17 protein-coding genes are annotated in these 17339 nt (G+C 59.0%); 12 read left to right on the top strand and 5 right to left on the bottom strand.

The window, feature by feature from the left end:
• Positions 1-111 precede the first annotated feature (111 nt).
• From LOY68_RS24700 to LOY68_RS24670, 7 genes are all read left to right on the top strand, one after another.
• Entirely contained in the window at positions 112-1371 is a 1260-nt protein-coding gene (locus LOY68_RS24700; RefSeq protein ID WP_265040505.1) for an AGE family epimerase/isomerase, read from the top strand.
• A gap of 117 nt (positions 1372-1488) precedes the next feature.
• Positions 1489-2790 (top strand): ABC transporter substrate-binding protein, encoded by a 1302-nt coding sequence (locus LOY68_RS24695; protein ID WP_163912600.1) that lies wholly within the window; start codon positions 1489-1491, stop codon positions 2788-2790.
• Positions 2791-2946: 156 nt separating this feature from the next.
• Positions 2947-3855 (top strand): carbohydrate ABC transporter permease, encoded by a 909-nt coding sequence (locus LOY68_RS24690; RefSeq protein ID WP_046056150.1) that lies wholly within the window; start codon positions 2947-2949, stop codon positions 3853-3855.
• Entirely contained in the window at positions 3848-4693 is an 846-nt protein-coding gene (locus LOY68_RS24685) for a carbohydrate ABC transporter permease (protein WP_054613749.1), read from the top strand. The genes LOY68_RS24690 and LOY68_RS24685 overlap by 8 nt, the downstream gene beginning before the upstream one ends.
• A gap of 2 nt (positions 4694-4695) precedes the next feature.
• Positions 4696-5856 (top strand): ABC transporter ATP-binding protein, encoded by a 1161-nt coding sequence (locus LOY68_RS24680; protein ID WP_265040504.1) that lies wholly within the window; start codon positions 4696-4698, stop codon positions 5854-5856.
• A 172-nt stretch (positions 5857-6028) separates the two neighbouring features.
• The gene (locus LOY68_RS24675) at positions 6029-7378 is read left to right on the top strand and encodes a carbohydrate porin (RefSeq protein ID WP_265040503.1); all 1350 of its coding nucleotides are present in this window, start codon (positions 6029-6031) and stop codon (positions 7376-7378) included.
• A gap of 115 nt (positions 7379-7493) precedes the next feature.
• On the top strand, positions 7494-8348 hold the full coding sequence (locus LOY68_RS24670) for a D-hexose-6-phosphate mutarotase (RefSeq protein WP_163912606.1): 855 nt from the start codon (positions 7494-7496) through the stop codon (positions 8346-8348).
• 113 nt (positions 8349-8461) lie between these two features.
• On the opposite strand, the gene LOY68_RS24665 is transcribed toward LOY68_RS24670, so the two are convergent.
• Positions 8462-9322, bottom strand: a complete 861-nt coding sequence (locus LOY68_RS24665; protein ID WP_177331417.1) for a MurR/RpiR family transcriptional regulator — start codon at positions 9320-9322, stop codon at positions 8462-8464.
• 226 nt (positions 9323-9548) lie between these two features.
• Here LOY68_RS24665 and zwf point away from each other — a divergent pair, with 226 nt between their 5' ends.
• The 4 genes from zwf to LOY68_RS24645 all read left to right on the top strand — a co-directional run bounded on the left by zwf (position 9549) and on the right by LOY68_RS24645 (position 13419).
• Positions 9549-11018 (top strand): glucose-6-phosphate dehydrogenase, encoded by a 1470-nt coding sequence (zwf, locus tag LOY68_RS24660; protein ID WP_163912608.1) that lies wholly within the window; start codon positions 9549-9551, stop codon positions 11016-11018.
• A complete protein-coding gene (gene pgl, locus LOY68_RS24655) occupies positions 11005-11718 on the top strand; it encodes a 6-phosphogluconolactonase (protein ID WP_054613754.1) in 714 nt (237 codons plus the stop codon). Before zwf ends, pgl begins: the two co-directional genes overlap by 14 nt.
• Positions 11719-11735: 17 nt before the next feature.
• Positions 11736-12401 carry a bifunctional 4-hydroxy-2-oxoglutarate aldolase/2-dehydro-3-deoxy-phosphogluconate aldolase gene (locus tag LOY68_RS24650; RefSeq protein ID WP_054044913.1) on the top strand — a complete coding sequence of 222 codons (666 nt, stop codon included), beginning with the start codon at positions 11736-11738 and terminating at the stop codon, positions 12399-12401.
• 295 nt (positions 12402-12696) lie between these two features.
• The gene (locus LOY68_RS24645; RefSeq protein WP_163912612.1) at positions 12697-13419 is read left to right on the top strand and encodes an intradiol ring-cleavage dioxygenase; all 723 of its coding nucleotides are present in this window, start codon (positions 12697-12699) and stop codon (positions 13417-13419) included.
• 9 nt (positions 13420-13428) lie between these two features.
• Here LOY68_RS24645 and LOY68_RS24640 read toward each other — a convergent pair whose 3' ends face one another.
• Together LOY68_RS24640 and LOY68_RS24635 are read right to left on the bottom strand one after the other, a co-directional pair.
• Positions 13429-14610, bottom strand: a complete 1182-nt coding sequence (locus LOY68_RS24640; protein WP_265040500.1) for an aminotransferase class V-fold PLP-dependent enzyme — start codon at positions 14608-14610, stop codon at positions 13429-13431.
• A 16-nt stretch (positions 14611-14626) separates the two neighbouring features.
• On the bottom strand, positions 14627-14863 hold the full coding sequence (locus LOY68_RS24635) for a DUF3820 family protein (RefSeq protein WP_007949456.1): 237 nt from the start codon (positions 14861-14863) through the stop codon (positions 14627-14629).
• A 203-nt stretch (positions 14864-15066) separates the two neighbouring features.
• Here LOY68_RS24635 and LOY68_RS24630 point away from each other — a divergent pair, with 203 nt between their 5' ends.
• Positions 15067-15534: a ferritin-like domain-containing protein gene (locus LOY68_RS24630; RefSeq protein WP_265040498.1), complete on the top strand. Its 468-nt coding sequence runs from the start codon at positions 15067-15069 to the stop codon at positions 15532-15534.
• Between the two features lie 143 nt (positions 15535-15677).
• Here the strand turns inward: LOY68_RS24630 and LOY68_RS24625 are convergent, their stop codons facing one another.
• Together LOY68_RS24625 and LOY68_RS24620 are read right to left on the bottom strand one after the other, a co-directional pair.
• On the bottom strand, positions 15678-16148 hold the full coding sequence (locus tag LOY68_RS24625) for a MaoC family dehydratase (protein ID WP_054044906.1): 471 nt from the start codon (positions 16146-16148) through the stop codon (positions 15678-15680).
• A gap of 54 nt (positions 16149-16202) precedes the next feature.
• On the bottom strand, positions 16203-17147 hold the full coding sequence (locus LOY68_RS24620) for an alpha/beta hydrolase (protein WP_054044904.1): 945 nt from the start codon (positions 17145-17147) through the stop codon (positions 16203-16205).
• Positions 17148-17339 lie beyond the last annotated feature (192 nt).

Below are 17339 nucleotides of genomic sequence, written 5' to 3'. Positions count from 1 at the left end.
CTGTTTTTGCTTTGTCACAACCCTGTGACAAACCCCGCCCCCTTCGTTACCTGCCGCACCGCACCCGTTGTTTAGACTGCCCCCCAGTCATAACAACAAAAAAGGTACCCCATGGACACCTTCCAACCGGCCTTCAGCAGTTGGCTGAACGCGCCTGCCCACCAGCAATGGCTCGCCGCCGAAGGCCTGCGCCTGCTGGCGTTCGCCAAGGCTTCGAAGCTTCCAGAAGGCTTCGGCAATCTCGATGAAAAGGGCCGCCTCCCGGCCAACTCCCATGCCGAAACCATGAACACCGCGCGCATGACCCACAGCTTCGCCATGGCTCACATCCAAGGCCTGCCGGGGTTTGCAGAGTTGGTGGATCACGGTATCCAGGCCCTCAGCGGTCCGCTCAAGGATGCCGAGCACGCTGGCTGGTTCGCCGTCGCCCAGCATCGCGATGACAACACTGACAAAGCCGCCTACCTGCACGCGTTCGTCGCCCTCGCCGCGAGTTCCGCAGTGGCCGCGCAGCGCCCCGGCGCACAGGCCTTGCTCGACGAAGCGATCCGCGTCATTGACACGCATTTCTGGAGCGAGGAGGAGGGCGCCATGCGCGAATCCTTCAATCGCGACTGGAGCGAGGAAGAGGCCTATCGCGGCGCCAACAGCAACATGCACGCCACCGAAGCTTTTCTCGCGCTGGCGGATGTCACCGGCGACAACCGCTGGCTGGTCCGCGCGCAACGCATCGTCGAGCGGGTGATTCACGGTCACGCCGCCGCCAACGAATATCTGGTGGTCGAGCATTTCGATCGCGACTGGCAGCCACTGCGCGAATACAACCACGACAATCCCGCCGACGGTTTCCGTCCCTATGGCACCACCCCAGGTCACGGTTTCGAATGGGCGCGGCTGTTGCTGCACCTCGAAGCCGCGCGGGTGCAGGCTGGCATGCTCACGCCGGGCTGGCTGGCAACCGATGCGCAAAAACTCTTCGACAACAATTGCCGTCACGGCTGGAATATCGATGGCGCACCGGGAATTGTCTACACGCTGGACTGGGACAACCGCGCCGTGGTTCGCCATCGCCTGCACTGGACTCATTGCGAAGCCAGCGCCGCCGCCAGTGCGCTGCTGAAACGCACCGGCGATGAACAATACGAGACCTGGTACCGACTGTTCTGGGAATTCTGTGACAGTCATTTCATCGACCGCTGCGATGGCAGTTGGCACCATGAACTCGATCCGCAAAACCGCCCGAGCGCCGATATCTGGGGCGGCAAACCGGACCTGTATCACGCCTGGCAGGCGGTTTTGATTCCGCGTCTGCCGTTGGCGCCGAGCATGGCGACTGCCTTGGGGCAGTTGTCCCAGAGCGCTCCTGTGTAACCATGTGGTGACATTCAAGCGTCCCTTCGTTACCTGCGAAGGGATAACTCCTGTTTAAAATCCCATGCAGCGCAAGCACCAGACTTGCATGCATAACAACAAGAAAGGTAATTCTAGATGAATGCGATTTCTCGCCTCGCTACTGTCATTTCTCTTGCCTCATTGCTTCCTATCTCTGCATTCCCTGTCAGTGCACTTGCCGCCGATTCCAAAGGTTCGGTAGAAGTCGTTCACTGGTGGACGTCCGGTGGCGAAAAAGCTGCTGTTGATGTGCTCAAAGCCCAAGTCGAAAAAGACGGTTTCACCTGGAAGGACGGCGCAGTGGCCGGTGGTGGCGGTGCGACCGCCATGACCGTACTGAAAAGCCGCGCCGTTGCCGGTAACCCGCCAGGGGTCGCGCAGATCAAAGGTCCGGACATCCAGGAATGGGCGTCTACCGGTCTGCTCGACACCGACGTCTTGAAAGAAGCCGCCAAGTCCGAGAAATGGGACAGCCTGCTCGACAAGAAAGTCTCCGATACCGTGAAGTACGAAGGTGATTACGTGGCCGTGCCGGTGAACATTCACCGCGTCAACTGGCTGTGGATCAACCCGGAAGTCTTCAAGAAAGCCGGGATCGAAAAAGCCCCGACTACCCTGCAGGAATTCTACGCAGCCGGCGACAAGCTGAAGGCAGCGGGCTTCATCGCCCTTGCCCACGGCGGCCAGCCTTGGCAGGACAGCACCGTGTTCGAAGCAGTGGTGCTTTCGGTCATGGGCGTCGACGGTTACAAGAAAGCCCTGGTCGACCTGGACAACGCTGCACTGACCGGTCCTGAGATGGTCAAGGCGCTGACCGAGCTGAAGAAAGTCGCGACCTACATGGACGCCGACGGCAAAGGCCAGGACTGGAACCTGGAAGCGGCCAAAGTCATCAACGGCAAGGCCGGCATGCAGATCATGGGTGACTGGGCCAAGAGTGAATGGACCGCAGCCAAGAAAGTCGCCGGCAAGGACTACGAGTGCGTAGCGTTCCCGGGCACCGACAAGGCCTTCACCTACAACATCGACTCCCTGGCGGTGTTCAAGCAGAAAGACAAAGGCACGGCTGCTGCTCAGCAGGACATTGCCAAGGTCGTTCTGGGTGAGAACTTCCAGAAAGTCTTCAGCATCAACAAAGGTTCGATCCCGGTTCGAATCGACATGCTGAACGACATGGGCAAGTACGGTTTCGACTCCTGCGCCCAGACCGCGGCCAAGGACTTCCTGACGGACGCCAAGTCCGGCGGCTTGCAGCCGAGCATGGCGCACAACATGGCGACCACGCTGGCGGTACAAGGCGCGTTCTTTGATGTGGTGACCAACTTCATCAACGATCCGAAAGCCGACCCGGCCACTGCGGCCAAACAACTCGGCACAGCGATCAAAGCGGCCAAGTAACTGTTAAAGCCGCAGCTCCCCCTGTGGGAGCGGGCTTGCTCGCGAAAGCGGAGTGTCAGGCAACACTTTATGAACTGACACGACGCCTTCGCGAGCAAGCCCGCTCCCACAAGGGGAATGCGCTTGTAATCCTTTTTCTACGTACGGGATCTTCCCATGAGTTCTGTTGCTGTGTTCAGCAAGGCCTCGCCGTTCGATGCACTGCAGCGCTGGCTCCCCAAACTGGTGCTGGCGCCCAGCATGTTCATCGTCCTGGTGGGCTTCTATGGCTATATCCTGTGGACGTTCGTCCTGTCGTTCACCACATCGACTTTCCTGCCAACCTACAAGTGGGCGGGCCTGGCGCAATACGAGCGGCTGTTCGACAACGACCGTTGGTGGGTAGCGAGCAAGAACCTGGCGGTGTTCGGCGGCATGTTCATCGGCATCACCCTGGTGATCGGTGTGCTGCTGGCGGTGTTCCTCGACCAGCGCATTCGTCGCGAAGGCTTCATCCGCACCATTTACCTGTACCCGATGGCGCTCTCGATGATCGTTACCGGTACCGCGTGGAAATGGCTGCTCAACCCGGGCATGGGCCTGGACAAATTGTTGCGGGACTGGGGCTGGGAAGGCTTTCGCCTGGACTGGCTGATTGACCCGGATCGCGTGGTGTATTGCCTGGTGATCGCCGCTGTCTGGCAAGCCTCGGGCTTTATCATGGCGATGTTCCTCGCCGGCCTGCGTGGCGTTGATCAATCGATCATCCGTGCCGCCCAGATCGACGGCGCGAGCATGCCGCGCATCTACCTCAAAGTGGTGTTGCCGAGCCTGCGTCCGGTGTTCTTCAGCGCCGTGATGATCCTCGCTCACATCGCGATCAAGAGTTTCGACCTGGTCGCGGCAATGACGGCCGGTGGCCCGGGTTATTCCTCCGACCTGCCTGCGATGTTCATGTATTCCTTCACCTTCAGTCGCGGCCAGATGGGCATGGGCTCGGCCAGTGCGATTCTGATGCTCGGTGCGATTCTCGCAATCATCGTGCCTTACCTGTACTCCGAGCTGAGGACCAAGCGTCATGACTAGTTTCGCTGCCAAACCGGCCATCAGCCTGAGTCGCATCGCCATCTACGGCGTGCTGATCCTCGCTGTATTCCTGTACCTGATTCCGCTGGTGGTCATGCTGTTGACCAGCTTCAAGACCCCGGAAGACATCAACTCCGGCAACCTGCTGAGCTGGCCGACCGTGGTCAGCGGCATTGGCTGGGTCAAGGCCTGGGGCACGGTTGACGGGTACTTCTGGAACTCGATCAAGATCACCGTTCCGGCGGTACTGATCTCCACCGCCATCGGTGCGTTGAACGGCTACGTGCTGTCGATGTGGCGCTTCCGTGGCTCGCAACTGTTCTTCGGTCTGCTGCTGTTCGGTTGCTTCCTGCCGTTCCAGACCGTCCTGCTGCCAGCCTCGTTCACCCTCGGCAAAATGGGCCTGGCCAGCACCACCACCGGCCTGGTGTTCGTCCACGTGGTCTACGGCCTGGCGTTCACCACGCTGTTCTTCCGTAACTACTACGTCAGCGTTCCCGATGCGCTGGTGAAAGCCGCGCGGCTCGATGGCGCGGGTTTCTTCACCATCTTCCGGCTGATCATCCTGCCGATGTCCACCCCGATCATCATGGTCTGCCTGATCTGGCAGTTCACTCAAATCTGGAACGACTTCCTGTTCGGTGTGGTGTTCTCCAGCGGTGATTCGCAACCGATAACCGTGGCGCTGAACAACTTGGTCAACACCAGTACCGGGGCCAAGGAATACAACGTTGATATGGCGGCGGCGATGATCGCCGGGCTGCCGACCCTGCTGGTCTATGTGGTCGCAGGCAAGTATTTCGTGCGCGGGCTGACGGCCGGCGCAGTCAAGGGGTAATCATGGCTACGCTCGAACTTCGCAATGTAAACAAGACTTATGGTCCCGGCCTGCCGGACACCCTGAAGAACATCGAACTGTCGATCAAGGACGGTGAGTTCCTGATCCTGGTCGGCCCTTCGGGTTGCGGTAAATCGACCTTGATGAACTGCATCGCCGGCCTGGAAACCATCACCGGCGGCGCGATCATGATCGGTGACCAGGACGTCAGCGGCATGAGCCCGAAAGACCGTGACATCGCCATGGTGTTCCAGTCCTACGCGCTGTACCCGACCATGAGCGTGCGCGAGAACATCGCCTTCGGCTTGAAGATCCGCAAAATGCCCGCCGCCGACATCGAAGCGGAAGTGGCGCGGGTGGCCAAGCTGCTGCAGATCGAACATTTGCTCAATCGCAAACCCGGCCAACTCTCCGGTGGTCAGCAACAGCGTGTGGCCATGGGCCGTGCCCTGGCGCGGCGGCCGAAGATTTACCTGTTCGACGAACCGCTGTCCAACCTCGACGCCAAACTGCGCGTCGAGATGCGCACCGAAATGAAACTGATGCACCAGCGCCTGAAAACCACCACGGTCTACGTGACCCACGACCAGATCGAAGCGATGACTCTGGGCGACAAGGTGGCGGTGATGAAGGACGGGATCATTCAGCAGTTCGGCACGCCGAAAGACATCTACAACAACCCGGCCAACCTGTTCGTGGCGAGCTTCATCGGTTCGCCACCAATGAACTTCATCCCGCTGCGTTTGCAGCGCAAGGACGGTCGTCTGGTGGCGCTGCTCGACAGCGGCCAGGCCCGTTGCGAATTGCCGATGGGCATGCAGGACGCCGGCCTGGAAGATCGCGAAGTGATCCTCGGCCTGCGCCCGGAACAGATCGTGCTGGCGAACGGCGAGCCGAACGGTTTGCCGACCATCCGCGCCGAAGTTCAGGTCACCGAGCCGACTGGTCCCGACACCCTGGTGTTCGTCAACCTGAATGACACCAAGGTCTGCTGCCGTCTGGCGCCGGACGTTGCGCCGGGCGTGGGTGAAACCCTGACCCTGCAATTCGATCCGTCGAAAGTGTTGTTGTTCGATGCCAAGACCGGGGAACGCCTGGGGGTTGCGGGTGTGCCGAAGACCGAAGCATCGGTCGGCAACATCGCGCAATTCAAAGGCCGGTAAAGATCAAAACTGTAGGAGCCAGGCTTGCCGGCGAAAGCGATTTCAAGAACGCCTTCGCCGGCAAGCCTGGCTCCTACAAGGGGATACGCGGTGAGCGGCCTGTCGCTCATCGCAATCGATGTAAACCGCGTTAGATAAAAACAGTTAATAACAATAAAACGAGGATGTAGGGATGAAGAAGAAGAACAACGCTCAGCTTATCTGCCAATTGTCAGCTGTTGCGGCGGCGATGACCCTGGTCGGTAGCGTTCACGCGGCTGACGCGTTCAGCGCCGATTCCCAGTGGATGACCGGTGATTGGGGCGGCGAGCGGACCAAGCTGATCGAGCAGGGTATCGACATCAAGATGGACTATGTCGGTGAAGTTGGCGGCAACCTTCACGGTGGCTACAACGACGACAAGACTGCACGTTACGCCGACCAGTTCGGCCTGGGCGTGGCATTGGACCTGCAAAAACTGCTGGGCTGGGATAACACCCAGGCCAAGGTCCAGTTCACCAATCGTAACGGTCAGAACATTTCCAATGACCGCGTCGGCGATCCGCGTGCAGGCACCTTGAGTTCTTCGCAAGAAGTCTACGGTCGTGGCCACATGGTTCGTTTGACCCAGTTGTGGATCAAGCACCAGTTCCTCGACGGCAAACTGGACGTCAAGGCCGGTTACTTCGGCGAAGGCGAAGACTTCAACACCTTCCCGTGCGAATTCCAGAACCTGGCGTTCTGCGGTTCACAAGCGGGTAACTGGGCCACCGGTATCTGGTACAACTGGCCAGTCAGCCAGGCCGCTGTCCGCGTGAAGTACAACATCTCGCCTGAGTTCTATGCGCAGATCGGCGCGTACAACCAGAACCCGTCGCAACTGGAACATGGTAACGGCTTCAAGCTCAGCGGCAGCGGCACGGCGGGCACCGTCATTCCGGTCGAACTGGTCTGGCTGCCTAACCCGAACAACCTGCCGGGCGAATACCGTGTCGGTTACTACAAAAGCACGGCCAATGCTGATGACGTTCTTAAAGACGACAACGGCAATGATGCGGCCACCAGCGGTAACGCCTACCGTAGCCACGACAGCAAACACGGCTATTGGTTTGTGGCACAGCAACAACTCACCACTCACAACGGTGACGCGTCCCGCGGTCTGAACGTTGCCGCCAACGCCACGTTCCACGACAAGGACACCAACTTCGTCGACAACTACCAGTCGCTGATGTTTGTGTACAAAGGCCCGTTCGATGCACGTCCAAAAGATGACATCGGTATTGGTGCCGCCCGTATCCATGTCAACGATGACGTGAAGAAAAACTCTGAGCTGATCAACGCTTCCAATGGTGTCAGCGACTACGAAGATCCACTGTTCGCGCCACTGCGCAGCACCGAGTACAACTACGAAATCAACTACGGCATCCACGTTACCAACTGGCTGACCGTGCGTCCTAACCTGCAATACATCACTCACCCGGGCGGTGTTGATGAAGTCGACAACGCTCTGGTCGCTGGTCTGAAAATTCAGTCGGTGTTCTAACGCTGTTGCGATAAGCTCCTCTCTATGTGCGCATATTTGCGGATGGCCAAGGCTATCCGCTTTTTTTTGGGGGCGGCGCACCCCGGGTAACAGATGATTTTCAGGACCGTGGCACATGCATGAGCATCCGCTACAACGCTTCTTCAAATCCTTGCGCGAACGTCCGGTGTTTGCGTGGGAGCGCTATCAGATGCGCGACGTGCTGGTGATCGATCATCCGCTGTGCCAGGCGGTGTTCAGCCGTCAGGGCGCGCAGTTGTTGCACTTTCAGCCTACAGGGCAAAAACCCTGGTTGTGGTGCGCGGCGAAGTGGCCGCACGTGGGGGCGATTCGTGGCGGGGTGCCGGTGTGCTGGCCGTGGTTTGGCCGTCATCCGAGCGAAAATGCCTGGCCGTCCCATGGCTGGGCGCGGTTGCTCGACTGGAAGTTGCTCGACAGCAGCACTGAGGACGATGGCGTGCGCTTGCACTGGCAACTTCAGCTGTGTGACTGGACGGTTGACCTGCACGCACACCTGGGTGAACGCATGGATTTGCGCCTGAGTACCGAGCATCAAGACAGCCTGCCATGCCAATTGAGCCAGGCGTTGCATGCCTATTGGCGTATTGGTGACGTGAGTGAGATAGCGCTGTCTGGGCTCGACGGAGCGCAGGGTTACGATCAGTTGAGTCGCCAGGTGTGTCAGCAGGAAGGTGAGTTGCGGGTCGATGGCGGCTGTCAGCGGGTGTTCCAGCATGACGGCGAATTGCAGCTCAAGGATCACGCCTGGCAGCGGGAATTGTGCATCGACACCGGCGATGATGCGGACACGGTGGTCTGGCACCCGGGTTCACGACCGTTGCTGGGGGTGAGCTGGAACGAGGTGTTGGAGTTTGTCTGCGTGGAAGCGGCCAGCGGCGGCACCGACAGCCTGAGCCTGGCGCCGGGGGAGCGGGCGCATTTGAGTTTGCAGGCGCGGGTTGGGGCTTAACGCAAGATCAAAAGATCGCAGCCTCGTTTCACTCGACAGCTCCTACATGGGATCGCGTAATCCTGTAGGAGCTGTCGAGTGAAACGAGGCTGCGATCTTTTACGCAACGCGACCTAATTAAACTCGTCACCCACCGGATACCGGCTCGCATTCAAGCTCTCTTTGATCTTGCGCAGGTGCGGCTGGAAATCCACCCCGCGGCGCAAGGTCATGCCCGTTGCCAACACGTCGAGCACCGTCAACTGAATAATCCGCGAGGTCATCGGCATATAGATGTCAGTGTCTTCCGGCAACGGAATGTTCAGGCTCAAGGTACTGGCCTTGGCCAATGGCGAACCCTCGGCGGTCAAGCCCAGCACCGAAGCACCGTTCTCCCGGGCGATGCGCGCCACTTCCACCAGTTCACGGGTGCGGCCGGTGTAGGAAATGATCACGAACAACTCGCCGGTATGCGCCACCGAAGCAATCATGCGTTGCATCAGCACATCGGCGTGGGCGGTGACAGCAAGGTTGAAGCGGAAGAACTTGTGCTGCGCATCCAGCGCCACCGGGGCCGAAGCGCCGAGGCCGAAGAAGTGAATCTGCCGCGCCTGGATCAACAGGTCGACGGCGCGGCTGATCAGGTTCGGGTCCAGCGCCTGGCACGCGCTGTCCAGCGAGGCGATGGCGCTGCCGAAGATCTTCTGGGTGTAGGCTTCAGGATTGTCATCGGCCTCGACCGCACGGCTGACATACGCCGCACCACTGGCCAGGCTCTGGGCCAGTTGCAGTTTGAGTTCCGGGTAGCCGCTGACGCCGAATGAACGGCAGAAACGGTTGACCGTCGGCTCGCTGACCTTGGAGGCCTGGGCGAGGGCGGCGATGCTGAACCGGGTGGCCTGCTGTGGATTGAGCAGGATCACTTCGGCGACTTTGCGTTCGGCCTTGTTCAGGTCTTCAAGGCGATTCTGGATTTGTTCCAGTAAATTTCGCACGCGGTCCATAGATGTTCCTTAAGTCAGCAGCGCAAACAAGCAGTCTGCTATGCAAAAAGGGCCTTTGATGCGGCCCGTAACGGTGGCCTATCCTACTGATGGCTCCGACCGACCACCACTCGGAATCTGTATTTTGCGAAAATGTTGTGGTTATTACTACATTTTCCCTTGAGTGATGCCTTGAAAAAAGGTATTTGTAGCTTAACTTGATAAAAGAACAAACATCATGCCTTCGATTACGGTTGAACCGTGCACCTTTGCCTTGTTCGGCGCCCTTGGCGACCTGGCCTTGCGCAAACTGTTTCCTGCCCTCTATCAACTGGACGGCGCCGGCTTGTTGCACGAGGACACGCGCATTATCGCGCTGGCCCGTGAACCCGGCAGCGAGCAGCAACACCTGGCGTTCATCGCCTCGGAGCTGCGCCGCTACGTCGATGCCAAAGAGCTGGACGAAGCTGTAGTCGAACGCTTCCTCGCTCGTTTGAGCTACCTGCACGTCGACTTCCTCAAATCTGAAGACTACGTCGCCCTGGCCGAACAGGCTGGCAGCGCGCAGCGTGTGATTGCCTACTTCGCCACGCCGGCAGCCGTTTACGGCGCGATCTGCGAGAACCTGTCGAAGGTTGGCCTGAGCGAAAACACCCGCGTGGTGCTGGAAAAACCCATCGGTTCGGACCTGGAATCCTCGCGTACGGTCAACGACGCCGTGGCGGCGTTCTTCCCGGAGAACCGCACCTACCGCATCGACCACTACCTGGGCAAAGAAACCGTCCAGAACCTGATCGCCCTGCGGTTCGCCAACAGCCTGTTCGAAACCCAGTGGAACCAGAATTACATTTCCCACGTGGAAATCACCGTGGCCGAGAAGGTCGGGATCGAAGGCCGCTGGGGTTACTTCGACAAGGCCGGCCAGCTGCGGGACATGATCCAGAATCACCTGCTGCAACTGCTCTGCCTGATTGCCATGGACCCGCCGGCCGACCTGTCCGCCGACAGCATCCGTGACGAGAAAGTCAAAGTGCTCAAGGCCCTGGCGCCGATCAGCCCGGAAGGCCTGACCACTCAGGTCGTTCGCGGCCAGTACATCGCCGGTTACAGCGAAGGCAAACCGGTGCCGGGTTATCTGGAAGAACCGAATTCCAACACCCAGAGCGACACCGAAACCTTCGTCGCGCTGCGTGCCGATATCCGCAACTGGCGTTGGGCCGGCGTGCCGTTTTACCTGCGCACCGGCAAGCGCATGCCGCAGAAGTTGTCGCAGATCGTCATCCACTTCAAGGAGCCGTCGCACTACATCTTCGCCCCCGAGCAGCGCCTGCAAATCAGCAACAAGCTGATTATCCGCCTGCAACCGGACGAAGGCATCTCCTTGCGCGTGATGACCAAAGAACAAGGCCTGGACAAGGGCATGCAGCTGCGCAGCGGTCCGTTGCAGCTGAATTTTTCCGACACCTGGCGTAGCGCGCGGATTCCCGATGCCTACGAACGGTTGTTGCTGGAAGTAATGCGGGGCAATCAGAACCTGTTTGTCCGTAAAGATGAAATCGAAGCCGCGTGGAAGTGGTGTGACCAGTTGATCGCCGGGTGGAAAAAATCCGGTGATGCGCCCAAGCCGTACGCGGCCGGGTCCTGGGGACCGATGAGCTCCATTGCACTGATCACGCGGGACGGGAGGTCGTGGTATGGCGATATCTGATTTGAAACTGCCTCAGGGCGTCAGCGCCCATGAGTTCAAGAGCCCGGTGCTGTTGGCCGAAGGCCTGGCGCTGAATGTGGCCAAGCAACTGAGCGAGGCTATCGACGCACGCGGTACGGCGACCCTGGTGGTTTCCGGTGGCCGCAGCCCGGTGGCGTTCTTCCAGCACCTGGCCAAGCAGACGCTGGACTGGTCCAAAGTCGTCGTGACCCTGGCCGACGAGCGCTGGGTGCCGGTGGAGCACGCCGACAGCAATGCCGGTTTGCTCAAGCGCTATCTGCTGCAAGGCCCGGCGGCCAAGGCCAAGTTTTTGAGCCTTTACAGCGCCACCGCCAACCTTGAGCTGGCGGCCGAGCAGGCTGATCGCTTGCTGGCAGAGTTGCCGGCGATCGACGTGCTGATTCTGGGCATGGGCGACGACGGGCACACCGCCTCGCTGTTCCCCAACAGCCCGAACCTGGCCGACGCTTTGAAAGTCGATGGCACACGCCGTTGCTACCCGATGCTGGCGCCGACCGTGCCGCATCAGCGCCTGACCATGAGCCGCGCGCTGCTGGCTTCGGCCACGAACACCGTTCTATCGATTTCCGGTCAGTCCAAACTGACCACCTTGAGTGCCGCATTGGCCGGTGACGATGTCGCCGCCATGCCGATTCGCGCGTTTCTGCAACCTACGTTAGAGATTTACTGGTGCCCATGAGCCAAGGATCAGCCGCTATGACAAACACATCCCCGACCGTTTCCATGGCGGACAAAGTTGCCCTGATCGACAGCCTCTGCGCCAAGGCGCGGATTTTGCCGGTGATCACCATCGCTCGCGAACAGGACGTCCTGCCACTGGCCGACGCCTTGGCCGCCGGTGGCCTGACAGCCCTGGAAGTGACCCTGCGTTCGCAGTTCGGCCTCAAAGCCATCCAGATCCTGCGCGAGCAGCGTCCGGAATTGGTAACCGGTGCCGGCACTGTGCTCGATCGCAGCATGCTCGCCGCCGCTGAAAGGGCCGGTTCGCAATTCATCGTCACCCCGGGCATTACTCGTGACCTGCTCGAAGCCAGCGTCGACAGCCCGATCCCGCTGTTGCCCGGCATCAGCAACGCCTCCGGCATCATGGAAGGTTATGGCCTGGGCTATCGCCGCTTCAAGCTGTTCCCGGCGGAAGTCAGCGGCGGCGTCGCGGCTATCAAGGCACTTGGCGGTCCATTCGGCGAAGTTAAATTCTGCCCGACTGGCGGCGTCAGCCCGGCCAATATCAAGAGCTACATGGCGTTGAAAAACGTGATGTGCGTGGGCGGTAGCTGGATGCTTGATCCGGAGTGGATCAAGAACGGCGACTGGGCCCGCATTCAGGAATGCACCGCCGAGGCGTTGGCGCTGCTGGACTGATGCAGTTGGATTGATAGTTTTACCTGACACTTCGTTGTGTGTTCTACGGCTTTACGGTGCGCTTGGTCGGTGCACCGTTTTTTTTTGCCTCAAAAAAATTCCCGCGCAACACATGCCCCTGTAGGAGCAAGGCTTGCCCGCGAAGGCGTCATCACACCCACCACAAAGGTTGAATGTCAGACCGCTTTCGCGAGCAAGCTTTGCTCCTACAGAAAACATTCCCCGATACATAGTTACCGCATCCCGCCCGGCATCTCTCTCTATCCTAGAAGCATCTTATGGAAGAGAGAACCTCATGAATTACACCTCTGCTACTCCTCGCGAAACCGTCTACCTGCTCTCACCGGAGCAGATTGCCGGTCCCTATTTTCGCAATCCGAAACTCATCAGAAGAAACATCAGCGAAGGCCAGGACGGCATTCCCTTGGTGATGCGCCTGGCGATTGTCGATTCCATGACCGGCGAGCCGGTGAACGGCGCGCTGGTGGATATCTGGCATTGCAACGCCCGGGGTTCGTACTCGGGCTGGAGCCGGATCAATCCGGACCTTGAAGTCGATGCCGGTCACATAGGCGCGATTGCGCGTACCGATGACGACACTTACCTGCGCGGCGGGCAATTCAGTGACAACAAGGGCATGGTGCGGTTTACCACGATCTATCCAGGCTTCTATGCCGGGCGTGCATTGCACATCCACGTGGCGGTGCGCATCACCGGCGGCAACAATTATCTGGAAGAGCGGCATGTCGCCTGGGTCGGTCAGCTGTACTTTCCCGAAGTAGCCACCAGGTCGGTGCTGAGCGCAAAGGAGTACAAGGGCCGGAGCGTGTCGCCGCTGAGCAACGAACAGGATCATTTCTATGAAAACATGGGCGGTGATGCATCGACCCTGGCCGTTCACAGCATCGGTCGAGACACCACGGAGGACGGCTTCTTCGCGCATACGACCATCGGCATCGACACCTTTGCGGTGTCGACCCAGATCAGGCCCGAGGACTTCGACAAGTACACGGTGTGAGCGCGCTTATCAGCGCAGCTCGGTCAGTGCCTGGGCCAGCAGGTCCATGTCGGCGGCGGTGGTGGTCAGCCCCGGTGTAATGCGGATGCACGGCCCGAACGCCGCACCGCTGCGGGCCACGGTGAACAGGTTGTAGTCGCTGAGCAACCGCTCGACCATCACTTGCTGATCAGCGTGGCGGGTAAAGCGCATCGAGGTGATGCCGCAATACAGCCGGGGATCATCCGGGGTCATGACTTCGATACCCGGCAAGTCGCGCACGGCGCTGACCCAGCGGTTACGCAGGTAATCGAGGCGTGCGCCCTTGGCGGCGGAACCGCCCATGGCCTGATGCTCCTCGAACACCAGTGGCAGGGTCATCAGCGCTGGAATGTTCGGCGTGCTGTAGGGCGTGCGGGATCGAATGTCATTGATCGGGAAATGCATCTCGCCCATGTCCGGGTCGATATCGGCCAGGCGTTGCGGCGCGATGTAAATGAACCCCAGAGTCAGTGGCGCGCCGATCCATTTGTGCAGGTTGTACCCGGCAAAGGCGATGCCGAGCGCGTCCAGATTGAAATCGATCTGACCCAGGGCATGGGCGCCATCGAGGATCACATCGACCCCATGTTCCTTGGCGAGCGCGGCAATTGCCTGCACCGGCATCACCAGGCCGGAGCGGTGGGTGACGTGGGTCAGGGCCATCAGCTTGAGGCGTGGATAACGCACGAAGGCTTCGCGGTAGCTGGCCAGCAAACTGTCGAAAGTGGCAGGGTGCTGGTGATCTATTTCGATCACTTCCACGCCGCGATGGCGAGCCAGCCAACGCATGGCGCCCTTGACCGTGTCGTATTCCAGATCGCACAGCAGCACCTGATCGCCGGGCTGCAAGCGGTTGTAGTTGCGGATCAGCGATTGCAGGCCGTCCGAGGCGTTGCGGGTGAGGGCGACGGAGTGCGCGCGCACGCCAATCATCTCGGCGAGTTGCGCTCGAATATCCAGGCTTTCGATCTGTTCGAAGCGTTGGCGCACATGTACTGAGTTGCTGCGGTTGATCAACTCAATATTGCGCTGGTATTCCTCGACCACCGTGCGCGACATGCGCCCGAAGTAACCGTTCTCCAGATTGATGGGGCCAGGTTCGACAGAGTAACGATCGGCAAAGGTCTGCCAGAAAGCTTCATCACGGGCGCGGCGGGTGTTCTCGGGCATGGGCTACTCAGTCAGTTCAGTGGCGGGGCGCAGGCTTGCCATGTTTGGCGCGTAGCGGTTCGAGCAGTTCGGATAAACCGTTGTGGTCGATTTCCTGCATCAGTGCAAGCAGGCCGCCGAGTTCACCGTGGGGGAAACCTTCGCGGGCGAACCAGTTCAGGTACTGGCCGGGGAGGTCGGCGATGATGCGTCCCTTGTATTTGCCAAAGGGCATTTCGCGAGTAATCAGCAGTTCGAGCTTTTCAGGATTCATCAATATGTCGTCTTGATTCAAACAGCCTCGAAAATACAGGCATTCTGCATGCAGGCCAAATGACAGATCATGCAAATAAAGCGGATACAGATATTAGCGATAAAACTAAGTTGTTGAAAAATAAGGAATAAATTCTAAATTCAAAGCTGGCATGCAGGCTGCAATAGTTATTGCATCTCTCATCAACCCGCGAGGAATTGAAAATGACCGACGTGAATAAAGAAGCCATCTCTGTACTCAACGACCTGATCGAAACCAGCAAAGATGGTCAGGAAGGGTTCAAGACTTGCGCTGAAGACATCAAGCATCCAGAACTGAAAACGCTGTTCATTACTCGTTCCGCCGATTGCGCCACCGCCGCTGCTGAACTGCAGTCTGCTGTACGTTCGCTGGGCGGCGATCCGGAAACATCCACCAGCGTCAGCGGTGACCTGCACCGTCGCTGGGTTGACGTGAAAGCGATGTTCACCGGCAAAGATGAAGAAGCCGTACTGAACGAAGCCGAACGCGGTGAAGACCACGCGCTGAAAGCCTACAAGGAAGCGCTGGAAAAAATCACCAAGCACAACCTGGTGGGTATTCGTGATCTGGTTGAGCGTCAGTACCACGGCGTGCAACGCAACCACGATCAGGTAAAAGCCCTGCGTAACCAGGCGCGTGCTCGCTCTTAAGCAGTCGTCGCTGTAACAAAAAACGCCAGCTAATCTGGCGTTTTTTTTGTAGATCAAAAGATCGCAGCCTTCGGCAGCTCCTACGGGTGTACACAAAACCCTGTAGGAGCTGCCGAAGGCTGCGATCTTTTAGCGGTATTGGATCAGCCGATGCTAATGGCCGGCAACACAGGCAAGGTCACGGTCTGCTGCTTACGCGGCGCCAGGATCTCCGCCTCGCCATCCACCACCAACTCATCGCGCTGGTTGAACACACGAGTGGCGATGCGCACACGAAACTTCGGCAGTTTCTCGAGAATTTCCAGACGCACAGTCAAGGTGTCGCCGATTTTCACCGGTTTCTGGAAGCTCATCTGCTGACCGATATAAATGGTGCCCGGCCCAGGCAACTCACAGGCCACCGCAGCACTGATCAGCGCGCCGCTGAACATGCCGTGGGCGATACGCTCCTTGAACATGGTGCCAGCGGCGAATTCTGCGTCCAGGTGCACCGGGTTGTGGTCGCCGGACATCGCGGCGAACAGCTGAATATCACGCTCTTCTACGGTCTTGCTGTAGCTGGCGGTCTGACCGACTTCAAGGGCTTCGTAAGGGGTGTTGGTAACCTGGGTCATCTGTCTCAATTCCTGTGACGAATTAAAAAATCCACAAAAAAACTATTCGAAAAACTACTCGGTCCTGGCCGGGCGGCGGTGGCTGAGCGCCTGGGCGATCCAGTTCAATACGTCGGCGATCACTTCATCGCGGTTGCTCTCGTTGAACAGTTCGTGACGTGCCTGCGGGTAAATATTCAATTGCAGGTTCTGGCTGCCGGCCGTGCGCAATGCATGGGCCAGATCTTTGAGACGCTTGCCTTCACTCACCGGATCACATTCACCGCCCATCACCAGCAAGGGCAGGCCCGGATCGACCTGGGCGAGATTGGACGCTTTGCTGATTTGCTGCAAGCCGCCGAGCAAGTCGATCCACAGTTGATTGGTGCAGCGAAAGCCGCAAAGCGGGTCGTTGGCGTACAAATCGACTTGCGCCGGGTCGCGGCTCAGCCAGTCGAATTTGGTACGCGCCGGTTTGAATTTTTTGTTGAACGAGCCGAACGACAGGAACTCGATCAGCGCGCTGCGCCCCTTCGGTCCCTGGCGCAGGCGTTCGAGCCGGGCGATTTGCCGCGCGGCGCGATAAAGCGCCACGGGCTGGAAGTTCGAGCCGCTGAGAATCGCCCCGTGCAGGCTGGCGCTGTGGTGCAGCAGATAGGCCTGGGCGATGTAACTGCCCATGCTGTGGCCCAACAATATGATCGGCATGCCGGGGTGTTGCTGGCCGATGTACTGGTTAAGGCTGGCGAGATCGCCGACGACCTTGCACCAGCCATCGTCATCGGCAAAATGCCCGAGCGTGCCGTTATCGGCAGTTTTGCCATGTCCACGCAAATCCGGTGCGTACACGCCGTAGCCTTGTTCGCAGAGTTTTTCCGCGAGTCGGGCGTAACGACCGCTGTGCTCGGCCATGCCATGCGCCAGCAAAATCACGGCTTTCAACGGCGGGGCCGGCAGCCATTGGTTGACGAAGAGGCGGCTGTGATCACTCGCGGTCAGCCAGAAAGTGTCGTGGATCATGGCGATTCCTTTGCACGATGTGGTTGCATTGTATAGCGCATCCCACGCTTGCCGTCTGATCAGCCCACGCCACCCTAGGAAGATTCACACGATCTATGACGGTGTTGGCCGTATTTGCCTGATTCGCCATAACTGCTAGTGTCCGTGAAGCTCCGCTTTTTGCTTTTTGTTTCTCAGGAATGACAGAAAAGC

The sequence above is a fragment of the Pseudomonas sp. B21-053 genome (genome assembly GCF_026016365.1).
GTDB lineage: Bacteria > Pseudomonadota > Gammaproteobacteria > Pseudomonadales > Pseudomonadaceae > Aquipseudomonas > Aquipseudomonas nunensis.
Note: the sequence above shows the minus strand (reverse complement) of the source record. Positions and strands in the feature narration are given on the sequence as shown.

Excerpts from the sequence above, each read along its gene's own strand:
- LOY68_RS24700 (WP_265040505.1), top strand. The coding sequence starts at position 112 with ATGGACACCTTCCAACCGGCCTTCAGCAGTTGGCTGAACGCGCCTGCC.
- LOY68_RS24695 (WP_163912600.1), top strand. The coding sequence starts at position 1,489 with ATGAATGCGATTTCTCGCCTCGCTACTGTCATTTCTCTTGCCTCATTG.
- LOY68_RS24690 (WP_046056150.1), top strand. The coding sequence starts at position 2,947 with ATGAGTTCTGTTGCTGTGTTCAGCAAGGCCTCGCCGTTCGATGCACTG.
- LOY68_RS24685 (WP_054613749.1), top strand. The coding sequence starts at position 3,848 with ATGACTAGTTTCGCTGCCAAACCGGCCATCAGCCTGAGTCGCATCGCC.
- LOY68_RS24680 (WP_265040504.1), top strand. The coding sequence starts at position 4,696 with ATGGCTACGCTCGAACTTCGCAATGTAAACAAGACTTATGGTCCCGGC.
- LOY68_RS24675 (WP_265040503.1), top strand. The coding sequence starts at position 6,029 with ATGAAGAAGAAGAACAACGCTCAGCTTATCTGCCAATTGTCAGCTGTT.
- LOY68_RS24670 (WP_163912606.1), top strand. The coding sequence starts at position 7,494 with ATGCATGAGCATCCGCTACAACGCTTCTTCAAATCCTTGCGCGAACGT.
- zwf (WP_163912608.1), top strand. The coding sequence starts at position 9,549 with ATGCCTTCGATTACGGTTGAACCGTGCACCTTTGCCTTGTTCGGCGCC.
- pgl (WP_054613754.1), top strand. The coding sequence starts at position 11,005 with ATGGCGATATCTGATTTGAAACTGCCTCAGGGCGTCAGCGCCCATGAG.
- LOY68_RS24650 (WP_054044913.1), top strand. The coding sequence starts at position 11,736 with ATGACAAACACATCCCCGACCGTTTCCATGGCGGACAAAGTTGCCCTG.
- LOY68_RS24645 (WP_163912612.1), top strand. The coding sequence starts at position 12,697 with ATGAATTACACCTCTGCTACTCCTCGCGAAACCGTCTACCTGCTCTCA.
- LOY68_RS24640 (WP_265040500.1), bottom strand. The coding sequence starts at position 14,610 with ATGCCCGAGAACACCCGCCGCGCCCGTGATGAAGCTTTCTGGCAGACC.
- LOY68_RS24635 (WP_007949456.1), bottom strand. The coding sequence starts at position 14,863 with ATGAATCCTGAAAAGCTCGAACTGCTGATTACTCGCGAAATGCCCTTT.
- LOY68_RS24630 (WP_265040498.1), top strand. The coding sequence starts at position 15,067 with ATGACCGACGTGAATAAAGAAGCCATCTCTGTACTCAACGACCTGATC.
- LOY68_RS24625 (WP_054044906.1), bottom strand. The coding sequence starts at position 16,148 with ATGACCCAGGTTACCAACACCCCTTACGAAGCCCTTGAAGTCGGTCAG.
- LOY68_RS24620 (WP_054044904.1), bottom strand. The coding sequence starts at position 17,147 with ATGATCCACGACACTTTCTGGCTGACCGCGAGTGATCACAGCCGCCTC.